The organism is Shinella sp. WSJ-2 (assembly GCF_003432075.1).
GTDB lineage: Bacteria > Pseudomonadota > Alphaproteobacteria > Rhizobiales > Rhizobiaceae > Shinella.
In genome coordinates this window covers 19,920-46,037 of the sequence record NZ_QWBU01000004.1, presented here as the reverse complement: position 1 = coordinate 46,037, position 26,118 = coordinate 19,920, and the positions used below count along the sequence as shown (strand labels likewise).

Annotated in this window: 25 protein-coding genes; 19 read left to right on the top strand and 6 right to left on the bottom strand. The window is 64.0% G+C overall.

Annotated features, from left to right (window positions below):
* Window positions 1-3 precede the first annotated feature (3 nt).
* The gene (locus D0Y60_RS11050) at window positions 4-1,479 is read right to left on the bottom strand and encodes an NAD-dependent succinate-semialdehyde dehydrogenase (protein ID WP_117369829.1); all 1,476 of its coding nucleotides are present in this window, start codon (window positions 1,477-1,479) and stop codon (window positions 4-6) included.
* Between the two features lie 190 nt (window positions 1,480-1,669).
* Here D0Y60_RS11050 and D0Y60_RS11045 point away from each other — a divergent pair, with 190 nt between their 5' ends.
* The 5 genes from D0Y60_RS11045 to D0Y60_RS11025 all read left to right on the top strand — a co-directional run bounded on the left by D0Y60_RS11045 (window position 1,670) and on the right by D0Y60_RS11025 (window position 5,020).
* A complete protein-coding gene (locus tag D0Y60_RS11045; protein WP_117369827.1) occupies window positions 1,670-1,888 on the top strand; it encodes a hypothetical protein in 219 nt (72 codons plus the stop codon).
* A gap of 23 nt (window positions 1,889-1,911) precedes the next feature.
* Complete coding sequence (locus tag D0Y60_RS11040; RefSeq protein ID WP_117369825.1) at window positions 1,912-2,613, top strand: thioredoxin family protein; 702 nt, start codon at window positions 1,912-1,914, stop codon at window positions 2,611-2,613.
* A gap of 184 nt (window positions 2,614-2,797) precedes the next feature.
* Window positions 2,798-3,517, top strand: a complete 720-nt coding sequence (locus tag D0Y60_RS11035; protein WP_158565463.1) for a polysaccharide deacetylase family protein — start codon at window positions 2,798-2,800, stop codon at window positions 3,515-3,517.
* A gap of 217 nt (window positions 3,518-3,734) precedes the next feature.
* Window positions 3,735-4,274, top strand: a complete 540-nt coding sequence (locus D0Y60_RS11030) for a hypothetical protein (RefSeq protein WP_147324522.1) — start codon at window positions 3,735-3,737, stop codon at window positions 4,272-4,274.
* A gap of 152 nt (window positions 4,275-4,426) precedes the next feature.
* Entirely contained in the window at window positions 4,427-5,020 is a 594-nt protein-coding gene (locus D0Y60_RS11025; protein ID WP_117369819.1) for a YqaA family protein, read from the top strand.
* Window positions 5,021-5,029: 9 nt separating this feature from the next.
* Here the strand turns inward: D0Y60_RS11025 and D0Y60_RS11020 are convergent, their stop codons facing one another.
* The 3 genes from D0Y60_RS11020 to D0Y60_RS11010 all read right to left on the bottom strand — a co-directional run bounded on the left by D0Y60_RS11020 (window position 5,030) and on the right by D0Y60_RS11010 (window position 9,368).
* Complete coding sequence (locus tag D0Y60_RS11020) at window positions 5,030-7,030, bottom strand: amidase (RefSeq protein ID WP_117369817.1); 2,001 nt, start codon at window positions 7,028-7,030, stop codon at window positions 5,030-5,032.
* Window positions 7,031-7,200: 170 nt separating this feature from the next.
* A complete protein-coding gene (locus tag D0Y60_RS11015) occupies window positions 7,201-8,286 on the bottom strand; it encodes an extracellular solute-binding protein (protein ID WP_117369815.1) in 1,086 nt (361 codons plus the stop codon).
* A 59-nt stretch (window positions 8,287-8,345) separates the two neighbouring features.
* The gene (locus D0Y60_RS11010) at window positions 8,346-9,368 is read right to left on the bottom strand and encodes an agmatine deiminase family protein (RefSeq protein WP_117369813.1); all 1,023 of its coding nucleotides are present in this window, start codon (window positions 9,366-9,368) and stop codon (window positions 8,346-8,348) included.
* Between the two features lie 96 nt (window positions 9,369-9,464).
* Here D0Y60_RS11010 and D0Y60_RS11005 point away from each other — a divergent pair, with 96 nt between their 5' ends.
* The 9 genes from D0Y60_RS11005 to ureG all read left to right on the top strand — a co-directional run bounded on the left by D0Y60_RS11005 (window position 9,465) and on the right by ureG (window position 16,215).
* The gene (locus tag D0Y60_RS11005) at window positions 9,465-10,352 is read left to right on the top strand and encodes a LysR family transcriptional regulator (protein WP_117369811.1); all 888 of its coding nucleotides are present in this window, start codon (window positions 9,465-9,467) and stop codon (window positions 10,350-10,352) included.
* A gap of 311 nt (window positions 10,353-10,663) precedes the next feature.
* Complete coding sequence (locus D0Y60_RS11000) at window positions 10,664-11,512, top strand: urease accessory protein UreD (protein ID WP_117369809.1); 849 nt, start codon at window positions 10,664-10,666, stop codon at window positions 11,510-11,512.
* A 10-nt stretch (window positions 11,513-11,522) separates the two neighbouring features.
* Entirely contained in the window at window positions 11,523-11,825 is a 303-nt protein-coding gene (locus D0Y60_RS10995) for an urease subunit gamma (protein ID WP_117369807.1), read from the top strand.
* A 20-nt stretch (window positions 11,826-11,845) separates the two neighbouring features.
* Window positions 11,846-12,424, top strand: a complete 579-nt coding sequence (locus tag D0Y60_RS10990) for a HupE/UreJ family protein (protein WP_117369805.1) — start codon at window positions 11,846-11,848, stop codon at window positions 12,422-12,424.
* A gap of 2 nt (window positions 12,425-12,426) precedes the next feature.
* Window positions 12,427-12,732 (top strand): urease subunit beta, encoded by a 306-nt coding sequence (locus tag D0Y60_RS10985; RefSeq protein WP_117370402.1) that lies wholly within the window; start codon window positions 12,427-12,429, stop codon window positions 12,730-12,732.
* Window positions 12,732-14,444, top strand: a complete 1,713-nt coding sequence (gene ureC, locus D0Y60_RS10980) for an urease subunit alpha (RefSeq protein ID WP_117369803.1) — start codon at window positions 12,732-12,734, stop codon at window positions 14,442-14,444. Before D0Y60_RS10985 ends, ureC begins: the two co-directional genes overlap by 1 nt.
* Before the next feature lie 11 nt (window positions 14,445-14,455).
* A complete protein-coding gene (gene ureE, locus D0Y60_RS10975; protein ID WP_117369801.1) occupies window positions 14,456-14,920 on the top strand; it encodes an urease accessory protein UreE in 465 nt (154 codons plus the stop codon).
* On the top strand, window positions 14,904-15,575 hold the full coding sequence (locus D0Y60_RS10970; protein ID WP_199564176.1) for an urease accessory UreF family protein: 672 nt from the start codon (window positions 14,904-14,906) through the stop codon (window positions 15,573-15,575). The genes ureE and D0Y60_RS10970 overlap by 17 nt, the downstream gene beginning before the upstream one ends.
* 28 nt (window positions 15,576-15,603) lie before the next feature.
* A complete protein-coding gene (gene ureG, locus D0Y60_RS10965) occupies window positions 15,604-16,215 on the top strand; it encodes an urease accessory protein UreG (RefSeq protein ID WP_117370401.1) in 612 nt (203 codons plus the stop codon).
* 101 nt (window positions 16,216-16,316) lie between these two features.
* Here ureG and D0Y60_RS10960 read toward each other — a convergent pair whose 3' ends face one another.
* Window positions 16,317-18,473 (bottom strand): S8 family serine peptidase, encoded by a 2,157-nt coding sequence (locus D0Y60_RS10960; RefSeq protein ID WP_158565461.1) that lies wholly within the window; start codon window positions 18,471-18,473, stop codon window positions 16,317-16,319.
* 27 nt (window positions 18,474-18,500) lie between these two features.
* Between D0Y60_RS10960 and D0Y60_RS24740 the strand changes: the two genes are divergently transcribed.
* Window positions 18,501-19,364: a hypothetical protein gene (locus D0Y60_RS24740; RefSeq protein ID WP_158565459.1), complete on the top strand. Its 864-nt coding sequence runs from the start codon at window positions 18,501-18,503 to the stop codon at window positions 19,362-19,364.
* 320 nt (window positions 19,365-19,684) lie between these two features.
* Here D0Y60_RS24740 and D0Y60_RS10950 read toward each other — a convergent pair whose 3' ends face one another.
* Entirely contained in the window at window positions 19,685-20,503 is an 819-nt protein-coding gene (locus tag D0Y60_RS10950) for an XRE family transcriptional regulator (RefSeq protein ID WP_158565457.1), read from the bottom strand.
* Between the two features lie 12 nt (window positions 20,504-20,515).
* On the opposite strand from D0Y60_RS10950, the gene D0Y60_RS10945 reads away from it, so the two are divergent.
* From D0Y60_RS10945 to D0Y60_RS10930, 4 genes are all read left to right on the top strand, one after another.
* A complete protein-coding gene (locus tag D0Y60_RS10945) occupies window positions 20,516-22,261 on the top strand; it encodes an ABC transporter substrate-binding protein (RefSeq protein WP_245409153.1) in 1,746 nt (581 codons plus the stop codon).
* A 77-nt stretch (window positions 22,262-22,338) separates the two neighbouring features.
* Window positions 22,339-24,183, top strand: coding sequence for an ABC transporter ATP-binding protein (locus D0Y60_RS10940; protein WP_117369789.1), 1,845 nt, complete (start codon window positions 22,339-22,341; stop codon window positions 24,181-24,183).
* Complete coding sequence (locus tag D0Y60_RS10935; RefSeq protein ID WP_117369787.1) at window positions 24,180-25,148, top strand: ABC transporter permease; 969 nt, start codon at window positions 24,180-24,182, stop codon at window positions 25,146-25,148. Before D0Y60_RS10940 ends, D0Y60_RS10935 begins: the two co-directional genes overlap by 4 nt.
* Window positions 25,145-26,098 (top strand): ABC transporter permease, encoded by a 954-nt coding sequence (locus D0Y60_RS10930; protein WP_117369785.1) that lies wholly within the window; start codon window positions 25,145-25,147, stop codon window positions 26,096-26,098. Before D0Y60_RS10935 ends, D0Y60_RS10930 begins: the two co-directional genes overlap by 4 nt.
* Window positions 26,099-26,118: the final 20 nt, after the last annotated feature.

The window sequence follows — 26,118 nt, the reverse complement described above, 5'->3', positions numbered from 1 at the left end:
TCGTCAGATGCCGCCCATGCAGAGATATTTCATCTCCAGATAGTCCTCCAGGCCGTGGCGGGAGCCCTCGCGGCCCATGCCGGATTGCTTGACGCCGCCGAAAGGCGCGGCCTCGGAAGACATGCGGCCCGTATTGATGCCGACCATGCCGTATTCCAAAGCTTCGGCCACCCGCCACACGCGGCTGAGATTGGAGGCGTAGAAATAGGCGGCGAGACCGTAGATCGTGTCGTTTGCCTCGCGCACCACTTGGTCGGCATCCGTGAAGCGGATGATGGGCGCGAGCGGACCGAACGTCTCTTCCTGCGCGATGCGCATGTCGCGGGCGATGCCGGTCAGCACCGTCGGCGAGAAGAACGTGCCGGCGCCCTCGATCCGCTTGCCGCCGCAATGCACGCTGCCACCGCGCTCGACCGCGTCGGCGACATGCGCTTCGATCTTGGCGAGCGCGCGTGTATCGATCAGCGGCCCGATCGCGACATTGGGATCAAATCCGTCGCCGACGGAGAGCGTCCGGACGCGGGCGGTGAACTTTTCGGCGAATTCGTCGTGGACGCCGGCCTGCACATAAAGGCGGTTTGCCGAAACGCAGGTCTGGCCGGCATTGCGGAATTTCGCCTGGATGGCGCCGTCGACGGCCGCATCGACATCGGCATCGTCGAAGACGATGAAGGGGGCGTTGCCGCCCAGTTCCAGGCTGAGCTTCTTCACCTGGTCGGAACATTGACGCATCAGGAGGCGGCCGACTTCCGTCGAGCCGGTGAAGCTGATCTTGCGCACCTGCGGGTGGGTACAGAGTTCGCGGCCGACCGCATCACCCTCCGAGGCATAGATCAGGTTGACGACACCGGGCGGAAAACCGGCCTTCTCCGCCAGCGCGAACATCGCGCCCGCCACCAGCGGCGTCTGTTCCGCCGGCTTCAGCACGACCGTGCAGCCGGCAGCGAGCGCTGGAGAGATTTTGCGCGCAACCATCGACGCCGGGAAATTCCACGGCGTGATGGCGCCGACCACGCCGATTGGCTGCTTGATGACGATCATGCGCCGGTCGCGTGAGGGGGCGGGAATGGTCTCGCCATAGATGCGGTTCGCTTCCTCTGCATACCATTGAAGATAGGCGGCGGCGTGCGACACCTCCGATTTCGCCTCGGCGAGCGGCTTGCCCATTTCAGCGGTCAGGATGGCGGCGAGATCGTCGGTGTGGCGCACGATCAGCTGGTGCCAGCGCCAGAGCGTGTCGGACCGTTCGCGGGCCGTGCGGGCAGCCCATTCCGTCTGCGCCTCGGTGGCGCGCTCGATGGCGGCCCGTGTGTCGGCGACGCCCATATCCGGGATTTCCGCGAGCAGTTCGCCCGTAGCGGGATTGAAAACCTCGAAGGTTGCGCCGCCGAAAGGCAGGCCGAGCCATGCCGGGTCGGTGATCGCCGCAAAAAGATCGGGGTTCTGGAGGCGGCGAAGGAGATTTTGCGTCAGGGCCACGGGCGTCCTCCCGGTCACGATATTGGTGACGCAGAGATATGAGAGCGCAAGGGTGTTCGCAATCGAACAATTGTATCGATTGTCAGCCCGTGACCGCTCCAACGCAATCCCGTCACACTTGTAACTCTCGCGCAGCGCTTGGGTGCCGTAGCCTGTCCCCGGATCGATCATTCGGAGCAGGACGACAACCATGATGGCAAACACCACGAGCGACGGCGTCCACTGGCTCGGCCTGGCGGCAGCGCCGACCTTCGCCGTGATGGCGGCGGTTTCGCTGTCTGACGGGTCTCAGGCCTCGATCTGCGGCTCCGGTCCCGATCTCTCGCCGCTCGGCAGCATGACGACGATGTACCTGCTGATGGCTCTTTCCCACCTGGCGCCCTGGCTGAAATTCGCCCGGCGCCGCTGACGTCCCAATCAAGGAGAAAGACGATGCAACACGAGATTGTTTCCCGCGCTGAATGGCTCGACGCGCGCAAGGCGCTGTTCGACAAGGAACGCGCCATGACCCACGCCCTCGACGAGCTGCGCGCCGAGCGCCGCCGGCTCCCCTGGGTGCGGGTTGAAAAGGACTATGTCTTCCAAGGGGCGGACGGGCCGGTCACGCTCGACGCGCTGTTTGGCGAGCGCAGCCAGCTCGCCATCTATCATTTCATGCTGACGCCGGGATCCGATCACATTTGCCCGGGCTGCTCCTACACGGCAGACCATGCCGATGCGGCGCGGCAGCATTTCGAGCATGCCGACCTCTCCTTTGCCGCCGTGTCCCGCGCGCCCGTCGAGCGTATCGAGGCCGTGAAGGCGCGCATGGGCTGGACCTTTCCGTGGGTTTCGGCCGGCGACGGCGATTTCAACTATGACTTTGGCGTGTCCTTCACACAGGAGGATCGGGACGCCGATCGCGCCCTCTACAACTACGGCCTAACGACCATCAAGCGCAGCGCCGACATGTTCGGCCTCAGCGTCTTCGTGAAGGACGAGGACGGGGCAATCTTTCACAGCTACTCGACCTATCATCGCGGGACCGAGCTGCTGATGGGGGCATTCAACTGGCTCGACCTGACGCCGAAGGGGCGAAATGAGGTGGGCGGCATCATGAGTTGGGTGCGGCTGCACGACCAATACGGAGCCTGATGTTCGGTACAGGATAGAGGAGCCCACCCGTGCACCGCGGGTGGGCTTACCTCGTTTTTTTCATCTCGCATCACGCCCTCGCGCCATAAAAGGACATAATTTCGTACCGGGCCGGTCATACAGCGGCGATGCGCTCTTCCAGCGGTGTCCTTCCGCCACGGGGATGCGCCTGGGAAAACGCTTCATGCGGTTTGGATTCGTCGTCGTTCTGTTCGCGCTCATTTCTCCTGCCATGGCCAAGCCGCTGCATGAGCCGCGCCTGACCATCGCCAAGGGCGGGCCGGAGCATCCGCAGGTCGCGCTCACCTTCGATGCCTGCAGCGGCGGCATCGACCGTCGGATCCTGGATACGCTCATCGACAACCGAATCCCCGCAACGCTGTTCGTGACCCGTCGCTGGCTTGCCCGCAACGGCCCGACCGTCAGGGTACTGGCCGGCCATCCCGAGCTTTTCGAGATCGAGGATCACGGTGCCGAGCATGTGCCGGCGGTGCTGGGCAGCAAGGCGGTCTATGGCATCAAGCCGGCGGGAACGCTGGCGGCCGTCGAGGCGGAGGTCGAAGGCGGAGCCGGAGCGATTGCCACGGATCTCGGCGTACGGGCCGGCTGGTTTCGCGGTGCGACGGCGCTCTATAGCCCGGATGCGCTGGCGCTGATCAAGTCGCTCGGTTTCCGCATTGCCGGCTATTCCGTCAGCGGCGACGAGGGCGCCACGGCGTCGGCCTTCAAGGCGGCGAGGACCATCGGCCGGGCGAGGGACGGCGACGTCATCATCGCCCATATCAACCAGCCGAACCGCATGTCGGGGGAGGGCGTCGCGAAGGGCATTCTCGAACTCAAGGCCAGAGGTTTTACCTTCCGGCTTCTCAAGGACGTCGAGACGGCAGAGGACGACAACAGCTGACGGCCGGGACCGTGTGCCGGCAAGGGAAGAATAAACGGCTTTCATCACCCGTATTGCGAGAACGCGGAGCGAGCGGGCGGCCGTTTGCAACCTGACCGCAGCCTCACCTGATGAAGGTGGCCCGGTTGATGAAGGGCTCGTCCGGCGGTGTTTTGCATGTTTCTTGAGGAGGGCGACGTTGGTGAGGACCTTTTTCTCAAGATTATTTCGATGCCCCGTGAAATCTGGCACGCTGCCGATGGCGCTGTTTGCCGGCCTTTTCCTCTCCAGCAGCCTCGCTCATGCCTGTGAGCCGGATGCGCAGCCCATCTTCAGCTGCGAGGCGGATGACGGGCGCAAATTCATCGAATTGTGCGCCTCGGGCGAACCGGGCGGCGCGCCGTCTACGCTTCAATATCGCTTCGGTTCCCAGACGCCGGAGGGCAGGGATGATGCGGTGGAACTGGAATTTCCGGACAGGCCGGCCGGCTCTCTCGGCCGGTTCTTCGGGGCTGTTTACACGCACAAGGGTGTCTATACGCAATCCGTCCGCTTCAAATCCGCAGGCTTCAGCTACACGGTCTTCACGGAAAGCTGGCCGGATGCGGATTCTGCCGAGGGCGCTGCCGGTTCCGCCGGCGTGACGGTGCGCAATCTGCGCACCGGCAAATCGAACACCGTGAATTGCAGCGAGCGCCCGCGTTTCTACATTTTCGAACTGCAGAACGTTCTCGCATGCGATCCCGCAACGCCGGTGGGCAAGGCTTGCATCCAGTAGGCCGGGACACGCGGAGTAGGATCGCTGAAACGTAAATTTAGATGGTGCCAGCGACAATGCCGAGAATGTGGGCTATGCGGAGGCAAGTGCTTCGGGCGGCTCCGCACAGCCCCTCTCCTTGAATCGCATTGAAAGAGAACAACAGACCGCCAATGCTGCGACGATTGTACAAGTGGGTTCTGTCCCTTTCCGCCCGCCCGACGGCGCAGATCTGGCTTGCCGTGATCGCTTTCGTCGAAAGCTCGATTTTCCTCGTGCCGGCCGATGTTCTGCTGTTGCCGATGGTGCTGACGCAGCCGAAGAAGGCCTATCGATACGCCGCCATCGCAACGGTGGCTTCGGTTCTGGGTGGCATCGCGGGCTGGGCGCTCGGCTATTTCGCCTATGAGACCGTCGCCAAGCCCATCCTGTCCTTCTATGGCAAGCTGGCCGAATTCGAGCATTTGAAAGCCTCGATCGATGACCGCTGGATTCTGCTCCTGATGATCACTTCGGGGATCGCGCATCTGCCGCCGATCAAGGTCGTGACGATCCTGTCGGGCGCGGTGCATATGGCGCTGCCGGTCTTCATCCTCTGCGCCGCGGTGACCCGCGGAGCGCGCTTCTTCCTCTTTGCCTATCTTGTGCGCCGCTACGGTGAGGCCGTCGCGCTTTTCATCGAGCAGCGGCTGAACCAGATCGTGCTGATCGTCGCCGCGCTCGCGGCGGCCGCCATTCTCCTGTCGGGCCGGTTCGTAACGGTTTGACCGCGCAGGTCAGGCCGTGCCGCCCAGGCTGGCGAAAACGGCCTGCCCATTGGCGCAGGCGATGACGATATGCCCGTAGGGTGCACGCCACTCGCTGTGGATATGAGTGTTATCGTCCAGATCGAGGCTTGCGCTGACCTCAACGCCCTCCTGCCGGAAAGCGACCGGCTGGCCGTTCACCGTCAGCCACGAGAGCGGCATCGTGCTCTGCAGCTGTATCGACAGCCGCTGACGGCCATGCTCGATAGGGACCAGTGACACTGAAAGCCGAAGCTCGGCCGTATCGGTTGGGCCTGTTGCTGCGGCGGTTGACAGGTCTTGAAGCTCCGGCGTTCGCGTCGGCGCTTCGCGATAGGCGCCGGTCTTTTCGAAGGCGCAGGCATAGGCGAGAAGGGCCGTGTCGTCCCAGGCCCGACCGGCAAAGGTCAGTCCGGCCGGCATTCCGATATCGGCCAGCATTCCCATCGGCACGGTCACCGTGGGAATGCCGAAATGCCGGATCGCCAGATTGCCGTTCGCCACCCAGGTGCCGTTTTGCCAGGCGAGATCGGCCGAGGCGGGGTTCACATCGGCATCGGCCGGGCCGATATCGGCGACGGCCGGGAAGATGACCGCGTCCAGCCCCAGTTCGTCCATCCACGCTTCCAGATCGATACGGCGGGTTTCCTCAAGTCCGCGAAACCCTTCGGCAAGGCCTGGAATATCCTCGAAGGAGGCGACGCCGTGGTTGCGCCTATGCGCGGGGTAGTCGGCGATGTGATCGTCGAAGCCGTGATAGCGGTCGGGCAGGCTGCCCTTCGGGGAGGGGAAGATGCGGCTGCCATCGACATCGGCGAGCCGCGACAGCTTCGGGTCCGCATTGGCCGCCAGAAAATCGTCCCACGACCAGGCGGAGAGATCGACGATCTCGCGGTGAAGATAGTCGGCGCTCACAAGGCCGCGCGTCGCGATGGTCGGCGCACCCGGCCGGTCGCCCTCGTAGTTGCTGACGACGGGAAAATCGGTGACCACCACCTCCGCGCCCGCTGCTTCCAGTGCGGCGCGCGCCGCATTGCATAGCACGATCATCGAGGCGCGGGTTGCGATCTTCTGGCCCGTCGCGCCACCGATCCCGACCTTTTCGCCAGTTCCGGCCTGTGGGTCCGCGTTGATATACATCGCCGGCAGGCCGAAGCGTTTGCCCGAAAGGCTCGCCGTCGCGGCAATATCCATATAGGACCGCGGCCGGATCTCGGAGGCCTTGGGGATGGCAATCCAGGTCTGTCTGCGCCAGAGATCGCCACGCGTCTCGGGATCGTCGGCGACGATGATGTCGAGCAGTTCCAGCATGTCGGCCATCGAGCGGCTGTGCGGCACCACGACATCCATGGTCGGCACGAGCGGCCAGTTGCCGCGCACCGAGATGACGCCGCGGCTCGGCGTATAGGCGCAGAGCCCGTTGTTGGCGGCGGGCGCCCGCCCGCTCGACCAGGTTTCTTCGCCGAGCCCGAAGGCGCCGAAGCTTGCGGCCGTCGAGGTGCCCGAGCCGTTGGACGAACCGGACCCGAAGGCGGCGGTCAGCCAGTCGGGATTGTAGGGCGATTCCGCGCGGCCATAGACGCCGCGCTGCATGCCGCCATTGGCCATCGGCGGCATGTTGGTGAGGCCGATCAGCACGGCACCGGCCGCCCGCAGCCTGGAGATCGCAAAGGCGTCTTCCGTGGCGATCAGGTCGGCGAAGGCCGGCGAGCCGGAGGCGACGCTCAGCCCCTTCACCTTGTAGCTGTCCTTGGCGGTATAGGGGATGCCGTCGAGCGGGCCGAGGGTTTCGCCGCGCGCACGCCGCAGATCGGCGGCACGGGCGTCAGCGAACATGTCAGGATTGAGCACCGGCACTGCGTTGAGCGCAATACCATGCCGGTCGTAGAAGGCGATGCGGTTCAGATAGGCTGCTACCAGACCGACGCTGGTCGTCTCTCCCGTCTCCAGTGCTTCGCGCAGCTCGGCAATCGACGCCTCGACAACCTTCATGATGATCTTCCTCCAAGGGGTATGCGCGTGGATGATGAATGCCCGCCATCGGCGGGCATCGCCTGTTGCGCAAGGCTCACCATCCGCGATGCCATCGCATCGGTTCTAGCCTTCGGTCTTTTCAGCGGCAATGTCCCATCTGGGACAGGCATCGCTTCCCGCGGGGGCGACTAGCGCACACCCTTCGCGCGGTCCCATGCCTGGGTCCACATCTTCAGGGCCTTCTGGCTCAACGCCTTCGGCAGGTGCAGGCGCTTCTGGTCTTCTTCGGAAGGATAGAGGTCGGGATTCGTCCTGAGCTTCTCATCCAGCAAGGCGAGTGCGGCCTTGTTGGCGGTGGAGAAGCCCGTTTCCGTAGCCGCGACCGCCGCGATTTCCGGGCGCAGGAAGAAATCGATGAAGGCGTGCGCGGCTTCAGGATGGGCCGCGTCGGCCGGGATGGCGAGGACGTCGACCCAGACGAGATTGCCTTCTTTCGAAAGGCGATAGGCGATACTGAACGGCTTGCCTGCCTCTTTTGCCCGACTGCTGGCAATCAGCATGTCCCCGGAAAAGCCGATGGCGAGGCAGAGACCGCCGTCGGCAAGATCGTTGACATAGCTGGAACTGTGGAACTTGCGTACATAGGGGCGCACCTTGGCGACCACCTCGACGGCTTTTTCCAGTTCGGCCTTGTCGGTCGTGTCGGGGTTCAGCCCGAGATAGATGAGGGCAAGGCCCAGCACCTGCTCGGCATCGTCGAGCATGCCGACGCCGCAGGAGGCGAATTTTTCGACGATGGCGGGATCGAAGACCATGCGCAGGCTGTCGACCGGCGCATTCGGCATGATCGCCTTCACCTTCTCGACATTGTAGCCGACGCCGGTCGTGCCCCACATCCACGGCACGTTATGGGCGTTGTCATGATCGACCTCGGCCCCGCGGGCGAGAACTGCGGGATCGAGATTGCCGAGATTGCTGAGACGCGCGCGATCCACCGGCGCCCAGATGCCGACGGGCAGCTGGCGCAGGAAGTGTGGTGAGAGATTGACGGTGACGAGGTCGTAACCCGACTTGCCCGTCAGCATCTTGGTCTCGACGATGTCGTTGGAATCGAACAGGTCGTAAGAGACCTTGATGCCCGTCTCCTTTTCAAAGGCGGCAATCGACTGGGCGCTGAAATAGGATTCCCAGGAGTATAGGTAGAGCACCTTTTCCTCTGCCCAAGCCGAGGTCGTGAAAAGGCATGCCGTCGCAAGCGCGAGCCAGCGTTTCATCGTCTTTCTCCGTTTCTGATGGCAGGTTATCGGGTAGCTGTTGCGTGCCGCGCCTGCGGTTAAAGCGGCTGTTCCTGCGTGATGCAGTGGATGGCTCCGCCGCCGGGGGCGACGGCGCCCATGTCGACCGTCACGATCCGCCGGTCCGGGAAGGCACGGGCGACCGCTGCCTTGGCCTCGTCGCCGGACGGGCGGCCGAAGGTCGGCATCACGATGCCGCCATTGGTCAGGGCGAAGTTGATGTAGGAGCGCGCGAAAATCTCGCTGGTCGCTTCCACGTCATAGGCTTCCGGGATGGGGATGACGTCGAAACTGCGGCCGCGTGCATCCGTCTGGCTTTTGAGCGCCGCCAGATTGTCGGCGAGGATGCGGCCGTGCAGGTCGCTCGGATCGGGATTGTATTCGAACATCACAACGCCGGGCCGCACGAAGCAGCACATGCCGTCGACATGGCCATCCGTCTCTAAATCGAGCGGATCGCCGGGCAGCCAGACGACCTTCTCGACGTTGAGCATGCGCGTGAGTTCCTGCTCCACCCAAGCCTTGGAGAGGCCAGGATTGCGGTTGGGGTTGAGCAGGCTCGTTTCGGTGACGATCAGGGTGCCGTCGCCGTCACAGGCGAGCGACCCGCCTTCGCAATGCAGGAAGGAGCGGACGATATCGGCCTCCTCATAGGCCAGGACACGGCCGGCGAGCGCATCGTCGGCATAGAAGGGCGCGTGTTTGCCGCCCCAGGCATTGAAACGCCAGGAGACGCCGGCAAGGCCGCCATCGGTGCGCTTGAGGAAGGTCGGCCCGGAATCGCGGATCCAGCAATCGTCGATCGGCAGGGCGACGATCTCGATGGCATCGGCAAGCAAGGCGCGGGCGCCCTGCGTGTAATCCGGATGGACGACCATGCTGACGGGCTCGAATTGCGCAATAGCCTTGGCGACATTAGCGTAAGCGCGCTGCATGTCCGGCAGGCGCGCGCCGTAGAGATCCTGGCGGTGCGGCCACGCCATCCAGGTCTTGGCGTGCGGCTCGAATTCGCCCGGCCGGCGCAGCTTCACATTCGGTTGCAGCCGTGTCGTCGTGTCCATGATTGACTCCTATTCATGTATGGCGATCATTATTGACCTCGGTTTCCGCCGATACAAACGAGAAGCATTCCTATTTTCGATGAATGGATTTCATGGATGGTCAAGTTCCGTCATATCCCGCCGACCCAGTTCATGAAGGGGTTCGAGGCCGCGGCGCGGCTTGAGAGCTTCAGCCGGGCGGCCGAGGAGATCGGCCTGACGCAATCGGCCGTCAGCCATCAGATGCGTCTGCTTGAAGGGCAGATCGGTCAGCCGCTGTTCCTGCGCATCGGTCGCGAGGTGCGTCTCACCGATGCCGGTCGCGACTATCACCGCACGGTGCGGCGTTGCCTGGAGATGATGGAGGAGGGCTATCGGCGATTGGAGCCCTATCGCAAGCCCGGCAGCGTGGTCATCTACGCTCCGCGTGACGTGACGCGGCGCTGGCTTCTCCAGCGGCTACCACTGCTCAAGACGGCTGTCCCAGCCTGTGAGCCTTGGCTGGACACCAGTGGTGCCGCCATCGATTTCGAGACGATGGAGGTCGATATCGCCATCATCCACGCGCATGAGCCACCCACAGGTAGCGAGAACCTGCTCCTCGTCCGTAGCCATGTTTCCCCGGTCGCCGCACCGGCACTGGCGCGGACGCTGCGCCACCCAGCCGATCTTCAGAACGCACCCCTGATCCATGAAGAAGGCCCCATCGGTTGGGCTGATTGGCTGGGCGACGGGGGGATGGCGTCTGATGGCGTTTGGCGCGGCAGCAATTTCAGCGATGGCGATATTGCGCTCGCCGCCGCCGAACTCGGCCAGGGTGTCGCCCTCGCCAGCGTGTTCCTCGCCGGTGACGCAATCGCAACCGGCACACTGGTGCGGCCCTTTGCGACGACGATCGAGACCGGGCGTGGCTGGTATGCCATCTCCAGCCCGGCGCGGTTGAAGGACGACGATGTGCGGGGCGTGTGGGATTGGCTGAAAACGCAGGCCGACGGAGACCAGTAAGCAGACAAGGGCTTGGAATACCAACGGGGGCGATCTTGTTCGCTTCGCGGCCACGACGTGACAGAGATGGTCGTTTGGACGCGGAAGGTTCCTTGAGGATGAAAAATTGTGCGCATGCATAATTTTCGGGCTTCACCGGTCCTGGAACGAAAGCAGGCGCTGTTCCGGAAGAGGCACTTTGCTGTTTTCCTGCCTCCTGGATGAATGGCATGGCCTTTGCATCGTGGTTGGAAAGCCACCGGGACCTGCAAGCCATGCGCGATTTCGACCGTTTTCTCCTATCCGATCGTCCGGTTTGATAGGCAGGTCCGTTGATTGTCTTTCCCGCGCCAAGACTTGTCGATCCTTCCGCCACGCCGTTGCGGCTGCAGCGGGCCGAAGGCAATGCACGGCTTGCCCTTCACCGTCGCCATGGCGAAACGCGGCTGAAGACGCTCTATCAGGAAGGCTGCGTCAAAATCCGCCTGCCGCGACCCTTGCCGGGCCTGCCGCCCGAAGCGATCCTGATCAACACGGCGGGCGGGCTGGCCGGTGGCGACCGTATCGCCACCGAGATCGCCATCGCCGAAACGACGGCCGCGACGATCACTACGCAGGCCTGTGAGCGCGTCTATCGCTCGACGGGCGAGGTCGCGACGGTGACGAACCGGCTGACGGTCGGTGCCGGGGCGCGCCTGGCCTGGCTGCCGCAGGAGACCATCCTGTTCGACGGCGGACGTCTCTCCCGCCGGCTGGAAGCCGATCTCGAAGGCGATGCCGAGCTGGTGGTCATGGAGGCCGTGCTGTTCGGCCGTACCGCCAGGGGCGAAATACTCTCGCATGGCGCGCTGCATGATCGCTGGCGCATCCGCCGCGACGGCCGGCTGCTCTTTGCCGAGGATTTTCGCATTTCCGGCGAGATCGCCGCCCAGCTTTCCCGCCCCGCCTTGCTGGCCGGCCGCACCGCCATGGCGACGGTCCTCTACGCTGCCCGCGAGCCGGAGCGACTGCTGGACGCCGTCCGGATCCTCATAGGCGATGCCGGTGGGGCAAGCGCCTGGAACGGCAAGCTGCTGATCCGCCTCGTCGCTCCATCCGGCCTTGCGCTGCGCCAGCGCCTCGAACCGCTTCTCTCGCTTCTGCTCGGCGGCCATCCGCTGCCGAAAGTCTGGCAACTATAGGAACAAATCCATGAATCTCACCCCCCGCGAAAAGGACAAGCTGCTGATCGCTATGGCCGCCATCGTGGCGCGCAAGCGCTTGGAGCGCGGCGTCAAGCTCAACCATCCCGAGGCGATCGCGCTGATCACCGATTTCGTCGTCGAGGGCGCGCGCGACGGTCGCTCCGTCGCTGACCTGATGGAGGCCGGCGCGCATGTCGTCAACCGCGACCAGGTGATGGAGGGCATCGCCGAGATGATCCACGACGTTCAGGTGGAAGCGACCTTCCCCGACGGCACCAAGCTGGTGACCGTGCACCAGCCGATCCGCTGATTTCTAGAAAGGATACGCGAATGAAAAGACTGTTTCTCGCCACCCTGCTCATGGCAGGTGCAATTGCGAGCCCCGCCTTCGCTCATCTCGATCCCATCGCGCACGGCTCGCTCGGTGCCGGCTTCTCCCATCCGCTGACCGGGGCCGATCATCTGCTCGCCATGGTCGCCGTCGGCCTCTGGGCTTCCCTGATCGGCGAGCGGGCGCTGTGGGCCGTGCCCGCCGCCTTCGTCATGGCCATGAGCCTCGGTTTTCTGGCCGCGCTCGGCGGTTTCCATCTGCTCTTCGTCGAGCCGGCGATTGCCGCGTCGGTCGTGGTGATCGGGCTTTTGGCGCTGGTGGCGCTTCAGGTCCCGACGGCAATCGGCATGGCCGTGGTCGGTTTCTTCGCGCTGTTTCATGGCTATGCCCACGGTCTGGAGCTTGGCGGCGCGAGCGGTTTTGCCTTCATGGGCGGTTTCGTTGCGGCGACCGCGCTGCTGCATGGCGCGGGCGTGGCGCTCGGTCTCGGCATCGGCGGTCGTGCCGGCCGGATCGTCGCGCGGTTTGCCGGCGGCCTGACCGCACTTGGCGGCCTCTGGTTGGTTGCGGGGGCATGACCATGATCCCGGGCGAAATCCTCACCGCCGAGGGCGAGATCGTGCTGAATCCCGGCGCCGAGACCGTGACGCTGACGGTCGCCAATACCGGCGACCGTCCGGTCCAGGTCGGCTCACACTATCATTTCTTCGAAACCAATCCGGCGCTCGCCTTCGACCGCGCACTGGCGCGCGGTATGCGCCTCGACATTGCCGCCGGCACAGCCGTCCGCTTCGAGCCGGGGCAGGAGCGGCTGGTCCGGCTCGTGCCGATTGGCGGTAAACGCGAAATCTACGGCTTTCGCCAGCAAGTGATGGGGAAACTCTGATGGCCGCAACTCTCTCCCGCGCCGCCTATGCCCAGATGTACGGCCCGACCGTCGGCGACCGTGTACGCCTGGCCGATACGGAACTCTTCATTGAGGTCGAGAAGGATTTCACCATCTACGGCGAAGAGGTGAAGTTCGGCGGCGGCAAGGTGATCCGCGACGGCATGGGGCAGAGCCAGGTGACCCGTGCCGAAGGGGCGGTCGATACCGTCATCACCAATGCGCTGATCGTCGATCACTGGGGCATCGTCAAGGCGGATATCGGCCTGAAGGGTGGCCTGATCGTCAAGATCGGCAAGGCGGGCAATCCCGATACCCAGCCGGGTGTCGATATCGTCGTCGGCCCCGGCACGGAGGTGATCGCGGGCGAGGGACGTATCCTCACGGCCGGCGGCGTCGATGCGCATATCCACTTCATCTGCCCGCAGCAGATCGAGGAGGCGCTGATGTCCGGCGTCACCACCATGCTGGGTGGCGGCACCGGCCCGGCACACGGCACGCTCGCCACCACCTGCACGCCGGGGCCCTGGCATCTGGCGCGGATGATCCAGTCCTTCGATGCCTTCCCGATCAATCTCGGCCTCTCCGGCAAGGGCAACACCTCGAAACCGGCTGCACTCGTCGAGATGATCAAGGGCGGGGCCTGCGCCCTCAAGCTGCACGAGGATTGGGGCACCACGCCGGCCGCCATCGACAATTGCCTTTCCGTCGCCGACGACTACGACGTGCAGGTGATGATCCACACGGACACGCTGAACGAAAGCGGCTTCGTGGAGGATACCATTGCTGCCTTCAAGGGCCGCACCATCCATGCCTTCCACACGGAAGGGGCGGGCGGTGGGCATGCGCCCGACATCATCCGCGTCTGCGGCCTTTCCAATGTCATCCCGTCCTCGACCAACCCGACGCGCCCCTACACGAAAAACACCATCGCCGAGCACCTCGACATGTTGATGGTCTGCCACCACCTGTCGCCATCGATCCCCGAGGATATCGCCTTTGCCGAAAGCCGCATCCGCAAGGAGACCATCGCGGCGGAGGACATTCTCCACGATATCGGCGCTTTCTCGATCATCTCTTCCGACAGCCAGGCCATGGGGCGCGTCGGTGAGGTGCTGATCCGCACATGGCAGACGGCGCACAAGATGAAGGTGCAGCGCGGCCGGCTGCCCGGCGAGGCGGGCGACAACGATAACCTGCGCGTGCGCCGCTACATCGCCAAATACACGATCAACCCGGCCATTGCGCAGGGCCTTTCGAAGCACGTCGGTTCGGTCGAGCCCGGCAAGCGCGCCGACCTCGTCCTGTGGAACCCGGCCTTCTTCGGCATCAAGCCGGATATGGTTCTCGTCGGCGGCACCATCGCTGCCGCGCCCATGGGCGATCCGAACGCTTCCATCCCGACGCCGCAGCCGGTGCATTACCGGCCGATGTTCGGCAGCTATGGCCGCGTTCCGGCGCTTTCCTCCGTCACCTTCGTCAGCCAGGCCGCGTTGGCCGGCGGGCTGAAGGCGCGGCTCGGCGTGACGAAGGACATGGTGGCGGTCGAGAACACCCGCGGCGGCCTTTCCAAGGCGTCGATGGTGCTCAACGATGCGACCCCGCATGTCGAGGTCGATCCGGAAACCTATGAAGTGCGCGCCGACGGAGAGCTTTTGACCTGCGAGCCTGCTACTGTGCTGCCCATGGCGCAGCGCTACTTCCTGTTCTGAGAGAAATCGTCTTGCCTTATCGCTCCACCGAAATCCTGCCATCCGGCGCCGGCGGCGATCGCCTGCCGATCGACGTGGTCGTGCTGACGCACGACCAGCGTCATGTGCGCCGCAAGCTCCTGCACATGCAGCATGACGACGTCGTCATGCTCGACCTCAAAGCGCCGGTTCTGCTTGCCCACGGCGACCTTCTCCTGACGGAGACCGGCGAGACCATCGAGGTGATCGCGGCAGAAGAGCTGCTCTACGAGGTGACACCGCGGGACAGCCTGCATCTCGTCGAACTCGCCTGGCACCTCGGCAATCGTCATCTGTCGGCGCAGATCGAGGAGGCGCGCATCCTCATCCTGCGCGATCACGTCATCCACGACATGCTGACGGGGCTCGGCGCTACAGTGCGCGAGATATCGGAACCCTTCCATCCGCTGCGCGGCGCCTATCACGGCCAGGGGCACCATCATCACGGCCATGGCTGAAACAAGAGACCTCATCCGGCTGATGACCTGGCTGTCGCCCGCCTTCCCGATTGGGGCCTTCTCCTATTCCGGCGGTCTGGAACAGGTCGTGGCGGATGGCGATGTGCGGGATGCCGGCACCTTGCGCGATTGGCTGGAAAGCCTGCTTGCGCAGGGTAATCTCTGGAATGACGCCGTGCTGTTTGCCCAGGCGCACCGCGCTGCCGGTGACGCAGATCGATTGGCGGAGGTTGCGGCGCTGGCGGAGGCGCTGTCGGGCTCGGCAGAGCGGCATCGCGAGACCATGTTGCAGGGCGAGGCCTTTCTTGCTGCGGCGGCAGGCTGGCCGCATGCGGTTCTCGATCATCTCAGCGGCGCGGCGGCCTATCCCGTCGCCGTCGGCGCCGTTGCGGCCGCCCATGGTATTGCGGCGGAGGCGGGGCTTGCCGCCTATCTGCATGCCGTCACGTCCAATCTCGTGTCGGTCGCCATCCGCTGCGGCGTCATCGGCCAGACGCATGGCGTGGCGGTGCTGGCGGGGCTGGAGGCGCGGATCGTGACGTTCGCAAACGTGGCCGCAGGTTCCACGCTCGACGATCTCGGCGCGGCGACCATGCGGGCGGAAATCGCGAGCCTGCGGCACGAAACCCTGCCGACAAGGCTCTTCCGCTCATGAGCGGGCAAGAAATTCAATGGAGGTTCCCATGACATCGAAGAACGGCCCCCTGCGCGTCGGCATCGGCGGCCCCGTCGGCTCGGGCAAGACGGCGCTCACCGAAAAGCTCTGCAAGGCGATGCGCGAGCACTATTCCGTCGCCGTGGTGACCAACGACATCTACACCAAGGAGGACGCGGAGGCGCTGATGCGCATGCAGGCGCTGCCGTCGGACCGCATCGTCGGCGTGGAAACCGGCGGCTGCCCGCACACCGCGATCCGCGAGGACGCCACGATCAATCTCCAGGCAATCGCCGATCTCTCCCGGCGGTTCCCCGATCTCGACGTGGTCTTCATCGAATCGGGCGGCGACAATCTGGCGGCGACCTTCTCGCCCGATCTGGCGGACCTGACGATCTACGTTATCTCCGTCTGCCAGGGCGAGGAAATCCCGCGCAAGGGCGGACCGGGCATCACCCGCTCCGACCTGCTCGTCATCAACAAGAAGGATCTGGCCCCCTATGTCGGCGCGGATCTGGAGGTGATGGAACGGGACGCGACGCGCATGCGCGCCGAGCGTCCATTCGTCTTCTCCGACATGAAACGCGGCGACGGTCTGGCGCCGATCATCGATTTTCTGCGTCTGCAGGGCGGCTTGTGAGGCATCGGCGCGCTTGCGCCGACCCGTCTGGCCTGTAGATCCCGGCGGCGCGATATCGATGGCGACTGCCTGACGATGGTGCGACGCCGGGTTGAACGGTTTTAGAACTTGAGGCTCAGGTTCGCTGCGATCGTATGGCTGACTGTGTCGCTGTTCACGCTGGCACGATAACTCAGCTTTCCCTCGAGCGCCGAGGTCGAGCGGGCAAACAGCAGATCCGTCTCCAGAGCCACCCGGTTTTTATCCGGATCGATCTTGCTGACGATCGGGGAACCCATGAGCTCGAGGGTACGCTTGAAGTCGCCGAAGCTCCGGCCGTAGGCGATGTTCAGCGACGGCGTCACGTCAAGGCCGCTCAAAACGACAGGTGCCGTGCTGACTTTCATGCCGAACCCGACTTCGCCGGTCGTCTCAGTGGCGCTGGCGGCGTTCAGCACGAGAACGCTGGTCCCGGTTTCATTCACGCCGCCCAGATGCTGGCGCACCATCCTGCTGAAGACATAAGGCGAAAGCTTCAGGTCATCGAGCGCAAAGTGGCTGCCGATGCGCGTGGTCGCCCACAAAGCACGGTCGCTCTGATCGCCGGCGATGTCGAGACCTGCGAGGCCGAGGATCGTGTCGTCCATGCCCGGTGCCCGCACGCGGCGCGTTTTGCCGGAGAAGAAGCTGGCGCCGACTGTGGCATCGGCAAAGAACGTATCGTCATCGAAGCCTATATAGGGCGCCGCATGATAGCTCGTGTCTTCGACGCGATTACCATTGTCGGCGGTGAACCGGTTCTGGCTGAAGCCGACGGCAGCCCCCACGGTCCAGCGGTCGTCGATCGCGTAGTCGACGCCACCGATCAGGCCGCCGGTCGTGTAATCTCCCGAGAGGCCGGCACTTCCGAGTGAGAGACCTGCCCGGCTGGCAAACGGAGTGAGCCAGATGCCGTAGCCATCCGTCTCGGCGTGCGCCGGATGGCTTTCGATCACATCGGCGATCCGGTTCACGGTCGTTGCGTGAGACCAGGCCGCCTGCGCATAGATCGCACCCGCTTCGATTTCATTTGTCGTCACCAAATTGCCGACATTGAGTAGACCCCAGCCGTAGATGTCATCAAGACCCGCAGCGCCGATATCAGTGGCTGTCTGGAACACCAGCTGGGCGAGTTCCTGCTCGCTGGCATTGGGATAAAGCTGCTTGGCGATGGCAAGCGCGCCCGTCACGTGCGGCGCTGCCATGGAGGTTCCTTGCTCACCAAGATATTTCCCGTCGAGCCAGGTCGAGTTGATCAGGCCTTCTTCGCCGTAGGTGTCGTCGCCACCCGGCGCAGAAATACAGAAATATTTCGTGCCGCCGCCGCAGCCCTGCGAGTACCAGGCGAGTTCTGCATCGGGATTGACAGCGGCGACCGTCATCCAGCCGCGCTGCAACTCGGGGAAGAACATCGGCAAAGCGCCGGGAACGCTTGGCTCCGCCCAGCTGTCATTACCAGCCGCTACAACCATGACACCGCCAGCATTGACGACCTCGCGGTAGACATTCAATTCGCGCCCGGCGAAGGACTCGATCATTTCCGGGCTGTAATCGGTGAACGGGCCGGGATAGCCATAGGACGCGTTGAAAATGCGCACGCCTTGCTTGAGGGCATAGCGATAGGCGGTTTCAGCTGCGACTTGCTGTTCCTCCAGAGACGCGCCGTCCAACAGCACTCTCATGGCGACGATTTCGGCGCCCGAGGCGACGCCCATCATGCCCTCGCCATCCCGGCTGGCGGCGATGATGCCCGCCACATGGGTTCCATGACCGTTATCATCGTCGAGGCTGCCGCCGAAACCATCAATGCCGAGGCCGCGGAAGCGTCCGACCAGCTCAGGATGCAGCTTGTCACCGATCTGCAGGCCTGTATCGGCCACGCCGACTCGAACACCCTTGCCGTCGAGACCCTTTTTGAGCGCCTTGTCGACGCCGATCATGCGCAGGCCCCATTGGTTGTCGAACTCGGCCTGAAAATCCTGCGCGCTGGCGACAGAGGACATGAGCAAGGCGATGGCGCAGCATGCGCGCAAGCGATAAGAAATTGATTTCATAATGTTTCCCCAGATGTTTAGGCACTCATAGCGAGAGGGGGAAGGCGGGATCAACCGAGGAAGCCGGCGATATCGGGGTGCACCCAAAATTGAGTCACCCGCGGGACGCACTGACATACCGATGCGAGGCTGCACTGGTAGGAAGACGGAAACGCGTGCCATAACGCCCGAGATGAAGCGCATCATCCAGGTTCGAAAAGTGATTTTAGTGCGATGAAATGGAACGGCGATTCGACATATTTCGCGGTCTTGCGCGATGCGGCGGAACAGCTGCTTGCCATGCACGACACCGCACCGCGTGTGGTCCGCTATGTGGCCAGCAGGCAGAAATGGCTGATCACCCAGGCAATCGTCGCCTTGCATTTCGAGCGGAAGCACGACGAGGCGCGGCCGCCGCTCACCGCCGGATCGCTGATCGATTTCTTCGCCGAACACCAACCCTTCAGCAAGAACACGCTCACCGCGCATCTTGCGGAGCTGCGCACCTATGGACTGCTCGTGCCGCTGGAGAGCCGGGACAAGCGCGTCAAGCCGCTGCAACTCAGCCCATACGGCGAGGCGCTGGTCGGCCAGTGGCTGGAAAGCCATCTATCGGCCCTCGACCGGATGGACGGCGGCAACCGCACTCCGACGCTTACTGGAAATCCGCACCTGCTGGCCCGCATCCATCCACTGGCGATTCGCGCTCTGGTCTTCGATCCCGCTTGGGCGGAGCCCCCCGCGAGCGTGGACCTGTTCGTCCGCACGGAATCAGGAAGCAACATTCTTCACGAGCTGATCTGCCGCCTGCCCACCGACATAACGAGCATGGCGGATCCGATCCGCCTCGGCCCGCTCCACGCAAGCGAGGTCTCGACCCGGCACACTTTGTCGCGCGGTCATGTGCAGAGGGTGTTCTCGCGGGCGCGGGCGGAAGGACTGCTGGTCTGGAGCCTGCCGGGTAACCAGGGCGACCTGTTTGTCTCCGGCAAATTGCTTCAGGACTACGCCAGCTGGCAGGGCGTGAAATTTGATGCGATCTCGGAGGCTTACGAGAGAAGCCGATACACTGCTCCTGACGAAAATACGGGTGTTTAGCGATCTGCTGTTCTCTTCGAGCAGCCAAGGGGCGTCGAGCCAATCGATCGGATTGGCCGCGAGGGCGCCGACATCGGCGATAGTGGTAACTCGGAACGGAGCCGTCTTAAACACATGATGGGTGCTGCGCATCGGGTTCGACAGGTTGCGAACTTCGCGAGTGCGATGGCGTGCACCGCGGAGGCGCCCACTGCCGTTAACGGGCGGCGTGAGAACGTACCCCGCAGCATGGGGAGTGGTTTTGCCCAGATACATCCTGGGCTCAATTCATTAGCACCCAAAAGACAGCGGGCAGCTGCTGACGATTTTTCGGATTGAGGTCACGAGAAAAGCGGCTGCGTTCGAACCCATAATTCCAAGGTCGTTTCACCGCCGAGCGTGGCGGAACGATGCGGAAGATGGGACTGGAAGTGCATGGAATCGCCTTTGTTGAGGATATGGCGTTCGCCGCCCACCTCCAGCAAAATGCAGCCTTCCAGCACATAGACGAAGTCTTCGCCCTCGTTGTGCATGATCTCAGACACATGCCCCGGCGGGCGGCGTACGAGGGTTGGATGCAGTTTGGCACCGGGAAAACCGGCGCCAAGCAACTCATAGGTCCGCCTTATGTCCCCGAGGCTGAAGGTTTCACGCTCGCCGGGACGCGACACGGAACCCGACTGGCGCGGGGCCTTGATGAACGCATCGACGTGCGTGCCCAGCGCTTCGGCGATGTTGCACAGCGAAGCAAGCGACGGCGTCGAGGTGCCGCGCTCGACCTGTGACAGGAAGCCGATGGACAGTCCGACGCGCTCGGCAACCTGCTGCAACGTCATGTCCATTTCACGTCGACGTTTGCGTATCTTCTTGCCGAGGGCTTCTTCCGCAACGCTCTCTGCCACGTCCTTCTTTCTCGCTTTCGCCTCTGGCGACATCACAACACCCGTGTGCGGATCGGTTCGAAATCCGCCGAAATATGAGCCATGCCATCGGCAAAGTCGATGCACGCCATGGCGCTCGTCCAGCGAATTGCCGCGCTTTGCGCCGCATCGCTGCCCGCCGTTTCGTACTCCTATAAAAATTTTACCACAAGTCCTCAATTTCTTTTGCATTGGTTCAATTTTTGAGTAACAACTCTGCCCGGTGAGGATAGAGCTCAAGGGAGGAGCCCCATGCGAATGCACAAGAACTGGACGATTCTGATGGCGACGGCGGCCGTGCTCGGCGGGTTGCAGGCCGGTACCGTACTGGCGCAGGAGGAGCCGCAGACCGGTGGCGTGCTGCGCATTCTGGCGACGGGCGAGCCCGACCATATGGATCCGACGCTTGCCGGCATGGTGACCACGAACAATCTCATGCGCGCCATTTCCCGCCAGCTCGTCAGCTACGAGGCCTCCACCGACCCGACCGTTGCGATCACGCCGGTCGGCGACCTTGCGACCGAAATCCCGCAGCCGACCGATAACGGCCTGACCTACACCTTCACCCTGCGCGACGGCGCGATGTGGAATGCGCCCTCCGGCGCGCGCCAGATCACCTCGGCCGACGTGGAGCGCGGTTTCAAGCGCCTCTGCAATCCGCATATGCAGGCGGCGACGCTCACCTATTTCACCGCCCTGATCTCCGGCCTGACGGAATTCTGCGACGGATTTGCCAAGGTCGAGCCGACGCCGGCGGCGATGAAGGCCTACATGGAAGGCAACGACGTCTCTGGCATCGAGACGCCGGACGACAAGACCGTCGTCTTCAAGCTCAAGGAGCGGGCGGGCGATTTCATCTACATGCTCTCCCTGCCGATGCCTGCGCCGACCGCCATCGAGACGCTGGACTACATTCCCGACAGCCCGGAATATCGCGCAAACTTCCTCGGCAGCGGCCCTTACACGCTCGGCGAATACACGCCCGACACCAGCCTGAAATTGGTGCGCAATCCGGCCTGGAAGGTGGAGAGCGATCCGCTGCGCAAGGCCTATGTCGACGAGATCGACATCACCATGGGCATGCAGGCCGATGCGATCATGCAGCAGCTCCAGTCGGGCGACGGCGATCTCGCCTATGACATCAACGTGCCGACCGCGATCCTCTCGACGCTTGCCGCCACCGGCGACGAGAAGCTGACGGCCATGTCCGCCGGCAACACCAATTTCCTGTTCATCAACACGGTCTCGGACAACAACAACGGCGCGCTGAAGGACCTGCGCGTGCGCCAGGCGCTGCAATATGCCGTCGACAAGGCCGCGATCGTGCAGCAGTGGGGTGGCGCGACGGTGGCGGAGCCCGCCAACGGCATCTTCGGCATCGGCGTGCTCGGCCACCACAAATTCGACCTTTATCCCTCGGCGGATGCCAAGGGCGATCCGGAAAAGGCGAAGGCCCTTCTGAAGGAAGCCGGCTTCCCTGACGGCATCACGCTTAAGATGCCCTATCGCAACAAGGACCTTGAAGTGGCGACCGCCGCGACGATCCAGGCAAGCCTTGCGCGCGCCGGCATCACGCTGGAAATGACGCCGGTCACCGCGGCCGACTACTATTCAAAGTTCATAACCAACCCGGTCAACACCAAGGACGGCACCTGGGACATCGCGCCCGTGGGCTGGACGCCGGACTGGGTGGGTGGTGCCGCGCGCTCGGTCTTCCAGCCGCAGTTCACCTTCGACGGCACGCACCAGACCTACAATTACACCGACTACAACAACCCGAAGGCCAACGAGATCGCCGCCAAGGCGATCAACGCCACGACGCCGGAGGAGACGGGCAAGCTCTGGGCCGAAGTCGACGAACTCGTCATGGCGGATTCGCCGGTCGTGCCGCTGATCGCCAACAAGAACCCGCGCTACCGCAGCGAGGCGGTCAAGAACTTCCAGCCCTATGCGCTGGGTGTGGAAGGCGACTGGACCAATCTTTGGATCGAGCGCTGATCATTTGAAACCGTAGCCGGCGCCGGACGGTGGTTCCGACGTCGGCCTCCCTCTTCCGCAGGCAAACGGGTTCTGACTTGGCCATTCTCGAAGCGAAAGGTCTTACCGTCGGTATTCCGACGGAAGACGGCACCGTGCATGCGGTGCGCAATGTCTCCTTCTCCATCAAACCGGGATCGCTGTTCGGCATTGCCGGCGAATCCGGCTCGGGCAAGAGCGTGCTCACCCAGGCGGTGATGGGGCTGCTGCCCAATGCCGATATCGGCGGCGAGGTCTGGTTCGAGGGGCGCAATCTCATCGGCCTCTCCCAGGAGGAGATGCGGCGCCTGCGCGGCGGGCGCATCGGCATGATCTTCCAGGATCCGCTGTCGAGCCTGCATCCCTTCTACACCATCGGTGCGCAGATCGCCGAGGTGCTGCATGCGCATGAGACGATCAGCCCGGCGGAGGCGCGGGCGCGCGTCGTCGACATGCTTGGCAAGGTCGGCATTCCCGCACCGGCCGAGCGTTTCGACGATTATCCGCACCAGTTTTCCGGCGGCATGCGCCAGCGCGTGATGATCGCCATGGCGCTGATCCTGAAGCCGGCGCTCGTCATCGCCGACGAACCGACCACGGCGCTCGACGTCACCGTGCAGGCGCAGATCGTGGCGCTGCTCGACACGATGCGCCGCGACTTCGGCACGACCGTCATCCTCATCACCCACGATCTCGGCCTGCTGTCGAGCGTCGCCGACGACGTGATGGTGATGTATGCCGGGCACAGGTTGGAATATGGACGGGCGGAGGATGTGTTTCGCGCACCGGCGCATCCCTATACCGCCGGCCTCCTACGCTCGACGCCGGCCAGCTACCGGCCCGGCACCGAGCTGGCACCGATCGGTGGCCGCCCGCCGAGCCTGCTCGCCACGCCCGCCGGCTGCGTCTTCGCGCCCCGTTGCACCGAGGCGCTGCCGCGCTGTTCCAGCGAGCCGCCGCCGCTGCGCCGCTACAGCGACGGCGTCGAAGCCCTGTGTTGGCTGGAGGAGGGCGCCAGTACCGTTCGCCCGACGGCCAAGACAGCAACGATTGCCGTGAAGGCCGCACCGCCCGAGCCCGTGGCGGAGATCGATGATGTCTGCCTAACCTATCAAGTCGGCAGCTTCTTCGGTCCCAAGCGTGCGCTGAATGTGCTGAAGGGCGTCAACCTCACCGTCGGGCGCGGTGAGACGATCGGGCTTGTCGGCGAAAGCGGTTGCGGAAAATCTACGCTGGCGCGCATCGTTGCCGGGTTGGTGCCGGCCACCTCCGGCCGCGTGCGCGTGCTCGGCCGCGACATGGGAGCGCTTGATGCACGGCAATGGCGGGAGATGCGCCGGGAGGTGCAACTCGTCTTCCAGGACCCCTTCGGCTCGCTCAATCCACGCCGCCGTGTCGGCGCCATCATCGGCGATCCCTTCCGTCTACATGGCCTTGCCAAAGGCGACGAGCGGCGGGAAAAAGTGCGGCATCTGATGGAACGCGTCGGGCTCAACCCCGAACACTACAATCGCTTCCCGGCCGAATTTTCCGGCGGGCAGCGCCAGAGGATTGGCATCGCCCGGGCGCTGGCGCTCAATCCGGCGCTGATCATCTGTGACGAGCCGGTTTCCGCGCTCGATGTCTCGATCCAGGCGCAGGTGCTCAACCTGCTGCGCGAATTGCAGCGCGATCTCGGTCTGACCTATCTCTTCATTTCCCACGACCTTTCGGTGGTGCGCCATGTCTGCGACCGCATCGCGGTGATGCAGGGCGGACGCATCGTCGAAATGGAGACGGCCGAACGGCTGTTTGCCGATCCGCAGCACGACTATACGCGGACGCTGCTGTCGGCCTCCAAGACGCTGCCGGCCTTTGCGGAAGCCGGCCGCCGATCGCTGGTCGAAACACGGGTGGCATCATGAGCGACGTGACGACGAAAGAACCTTCACCGCAGACCGAAGTCGTCCAGCGCGGTTCCTTCGCGCTGACGGTGCGGCGGCTCCGGCGCGACACGGCCAGCATGGCCGCACTCTGCGTGATTTTCGCAATCATCGTGCTCGCCATCGTCGCGCCCTGGGTGGCCGATATCACCGGCCATTCGCCGATCGAGCAGTTCCGCGAGACCGGCCTTTCGCCGGCCGGCATTCCGGTCGGGCCCGGCAGCGAGTTCTGGTTCGGCACCGACCAGCTCGGCCGCGATGTGCTGGTCCGGCTGGCCTATGGCGCGCGGGTGTCGTTGCTCGTCGGCGTCTTCGCCGCCCTGCTTGCCTCGCTGATCGCGGTTGTCGTCGGTACGACGGCGGGCTATTTCGGCGGCACGGTCGATCTGGTCCTCAGCCGGCTGACCGACCTCGTCATGAGCGTGCCCTTCCTGCTCTGCGCGCTGGCGCTCGTCTCGGCCTTCGGGCCGAGCCTGACGCTGTCCGTCGCCGTCATCGTCTTCTTCAGCTGGGCGCCGATGGCGCGTGTCATCCGCGGCCAGGTGATCTCGCTGCGCCGGCAGGATTTCGTGCTGGCCAGCCGTTCGCTCGGCGCCGGGCCGTTGTCGATCATGGTGATCGATATCCTGCCCAATCTCGCCGTGCCGATCATCGTCTACACCACCATGCAGATTCCCAATTCCATCGTCTTCGAGGCGACGCTGTCCTTCCTCGGCATGGGCATCGTGCCACCGACGCCGAGCTGGGGCGGCATGCTGGCGGATGCATCCTCCAACTCGCTCTATCTCGTCGCCTGGTGGCTGATCTTCGTGCCCGGCACCGCGCTCTTGATGACGACGCTTGCCTTCAACATCCTCGGCGACGGGTTGCGCGACGCGCTCGACCCGAAAAGCGCCCGCACCATGCGCCGCCTCAAGCGGCGGCCGAAGGCAGGAGCCAAGCCATGATCCGTTTTCTCACCCATCGCGTCGGTTTTGGCGCGGGCGTGCTGCTCGTCCTCTCGGCCTTCGTCTTCTTCCTGTTCTTCGTCGCGCCCGGCGATCCCGCCCGCATGATTGCCGGCGACAAGGCGACCGAAAGCCAGCTCGCGCAGATCCGCAAAAATCTCGGCGTCGACCGGCCGATCGTCGTGCAATACGGCGTCTTCATGCAGAAGGCGCTGTCGGGCGACCTCGGATTCTCCTACCGCAACCAGCAGCCGGTCGCGCCGATCATCCTGCGGCGCATTCCCGTGACGCTGTCGCTGGTGCTCGGCGGTGCGGTGCTGTGGCTTTCCATCGGCGTGCCGATCGGCATCATGTCGGCCCGGCATGTCGGCAGCCTGCGGGACCGGTTGGGGCAGGCCTTTATTCTCGTCGGCCTTAGCTTCCCGACTTTCGTGCTGGGCATGATGTCGCTCTACCTGCTCTATTTCATGCCGAAACAGGCCGGTTTCACGCTGTTTCCTGCTGGCGGCTACAAGGCGCTCGCGTCCAATCCCGCACTCTGGGCCTGGCATCTCGCTCTGCCGTGGACGACGCTGGCGATGACCATGGCGGCGATCTATGCCCGTCTCACCCGCGGACAGATGCTCGACGTGATGGGCGAGGACTATATCCGCACCGCCCGCGCCAAGGGCCTGACGGAACGCCGGGTGGTCTGGAAGCATGGCATGCGCGCCGCGCTGACGCCGCTCGTCACGCAGCTCGGCGCCGATATCGCCCTTCTGCTGGGCGGCGTCATCGTCATCGAGCAGGTCTATGGTCTGCAGGGCGTCGGCGCCCTCGCCGTGCAGGCGGTCGCAAATCAGGACCGGCCGATCATCATCGGCGTCGTGCTGTTGGGCGGCTTGTTCATCGTCATTGCCAATATCGTGGTCGACCTGCTTTACGTGCTGCTCGATCCGCGCGTTCGTTGAATTCGTCGCGCTACAGGCGG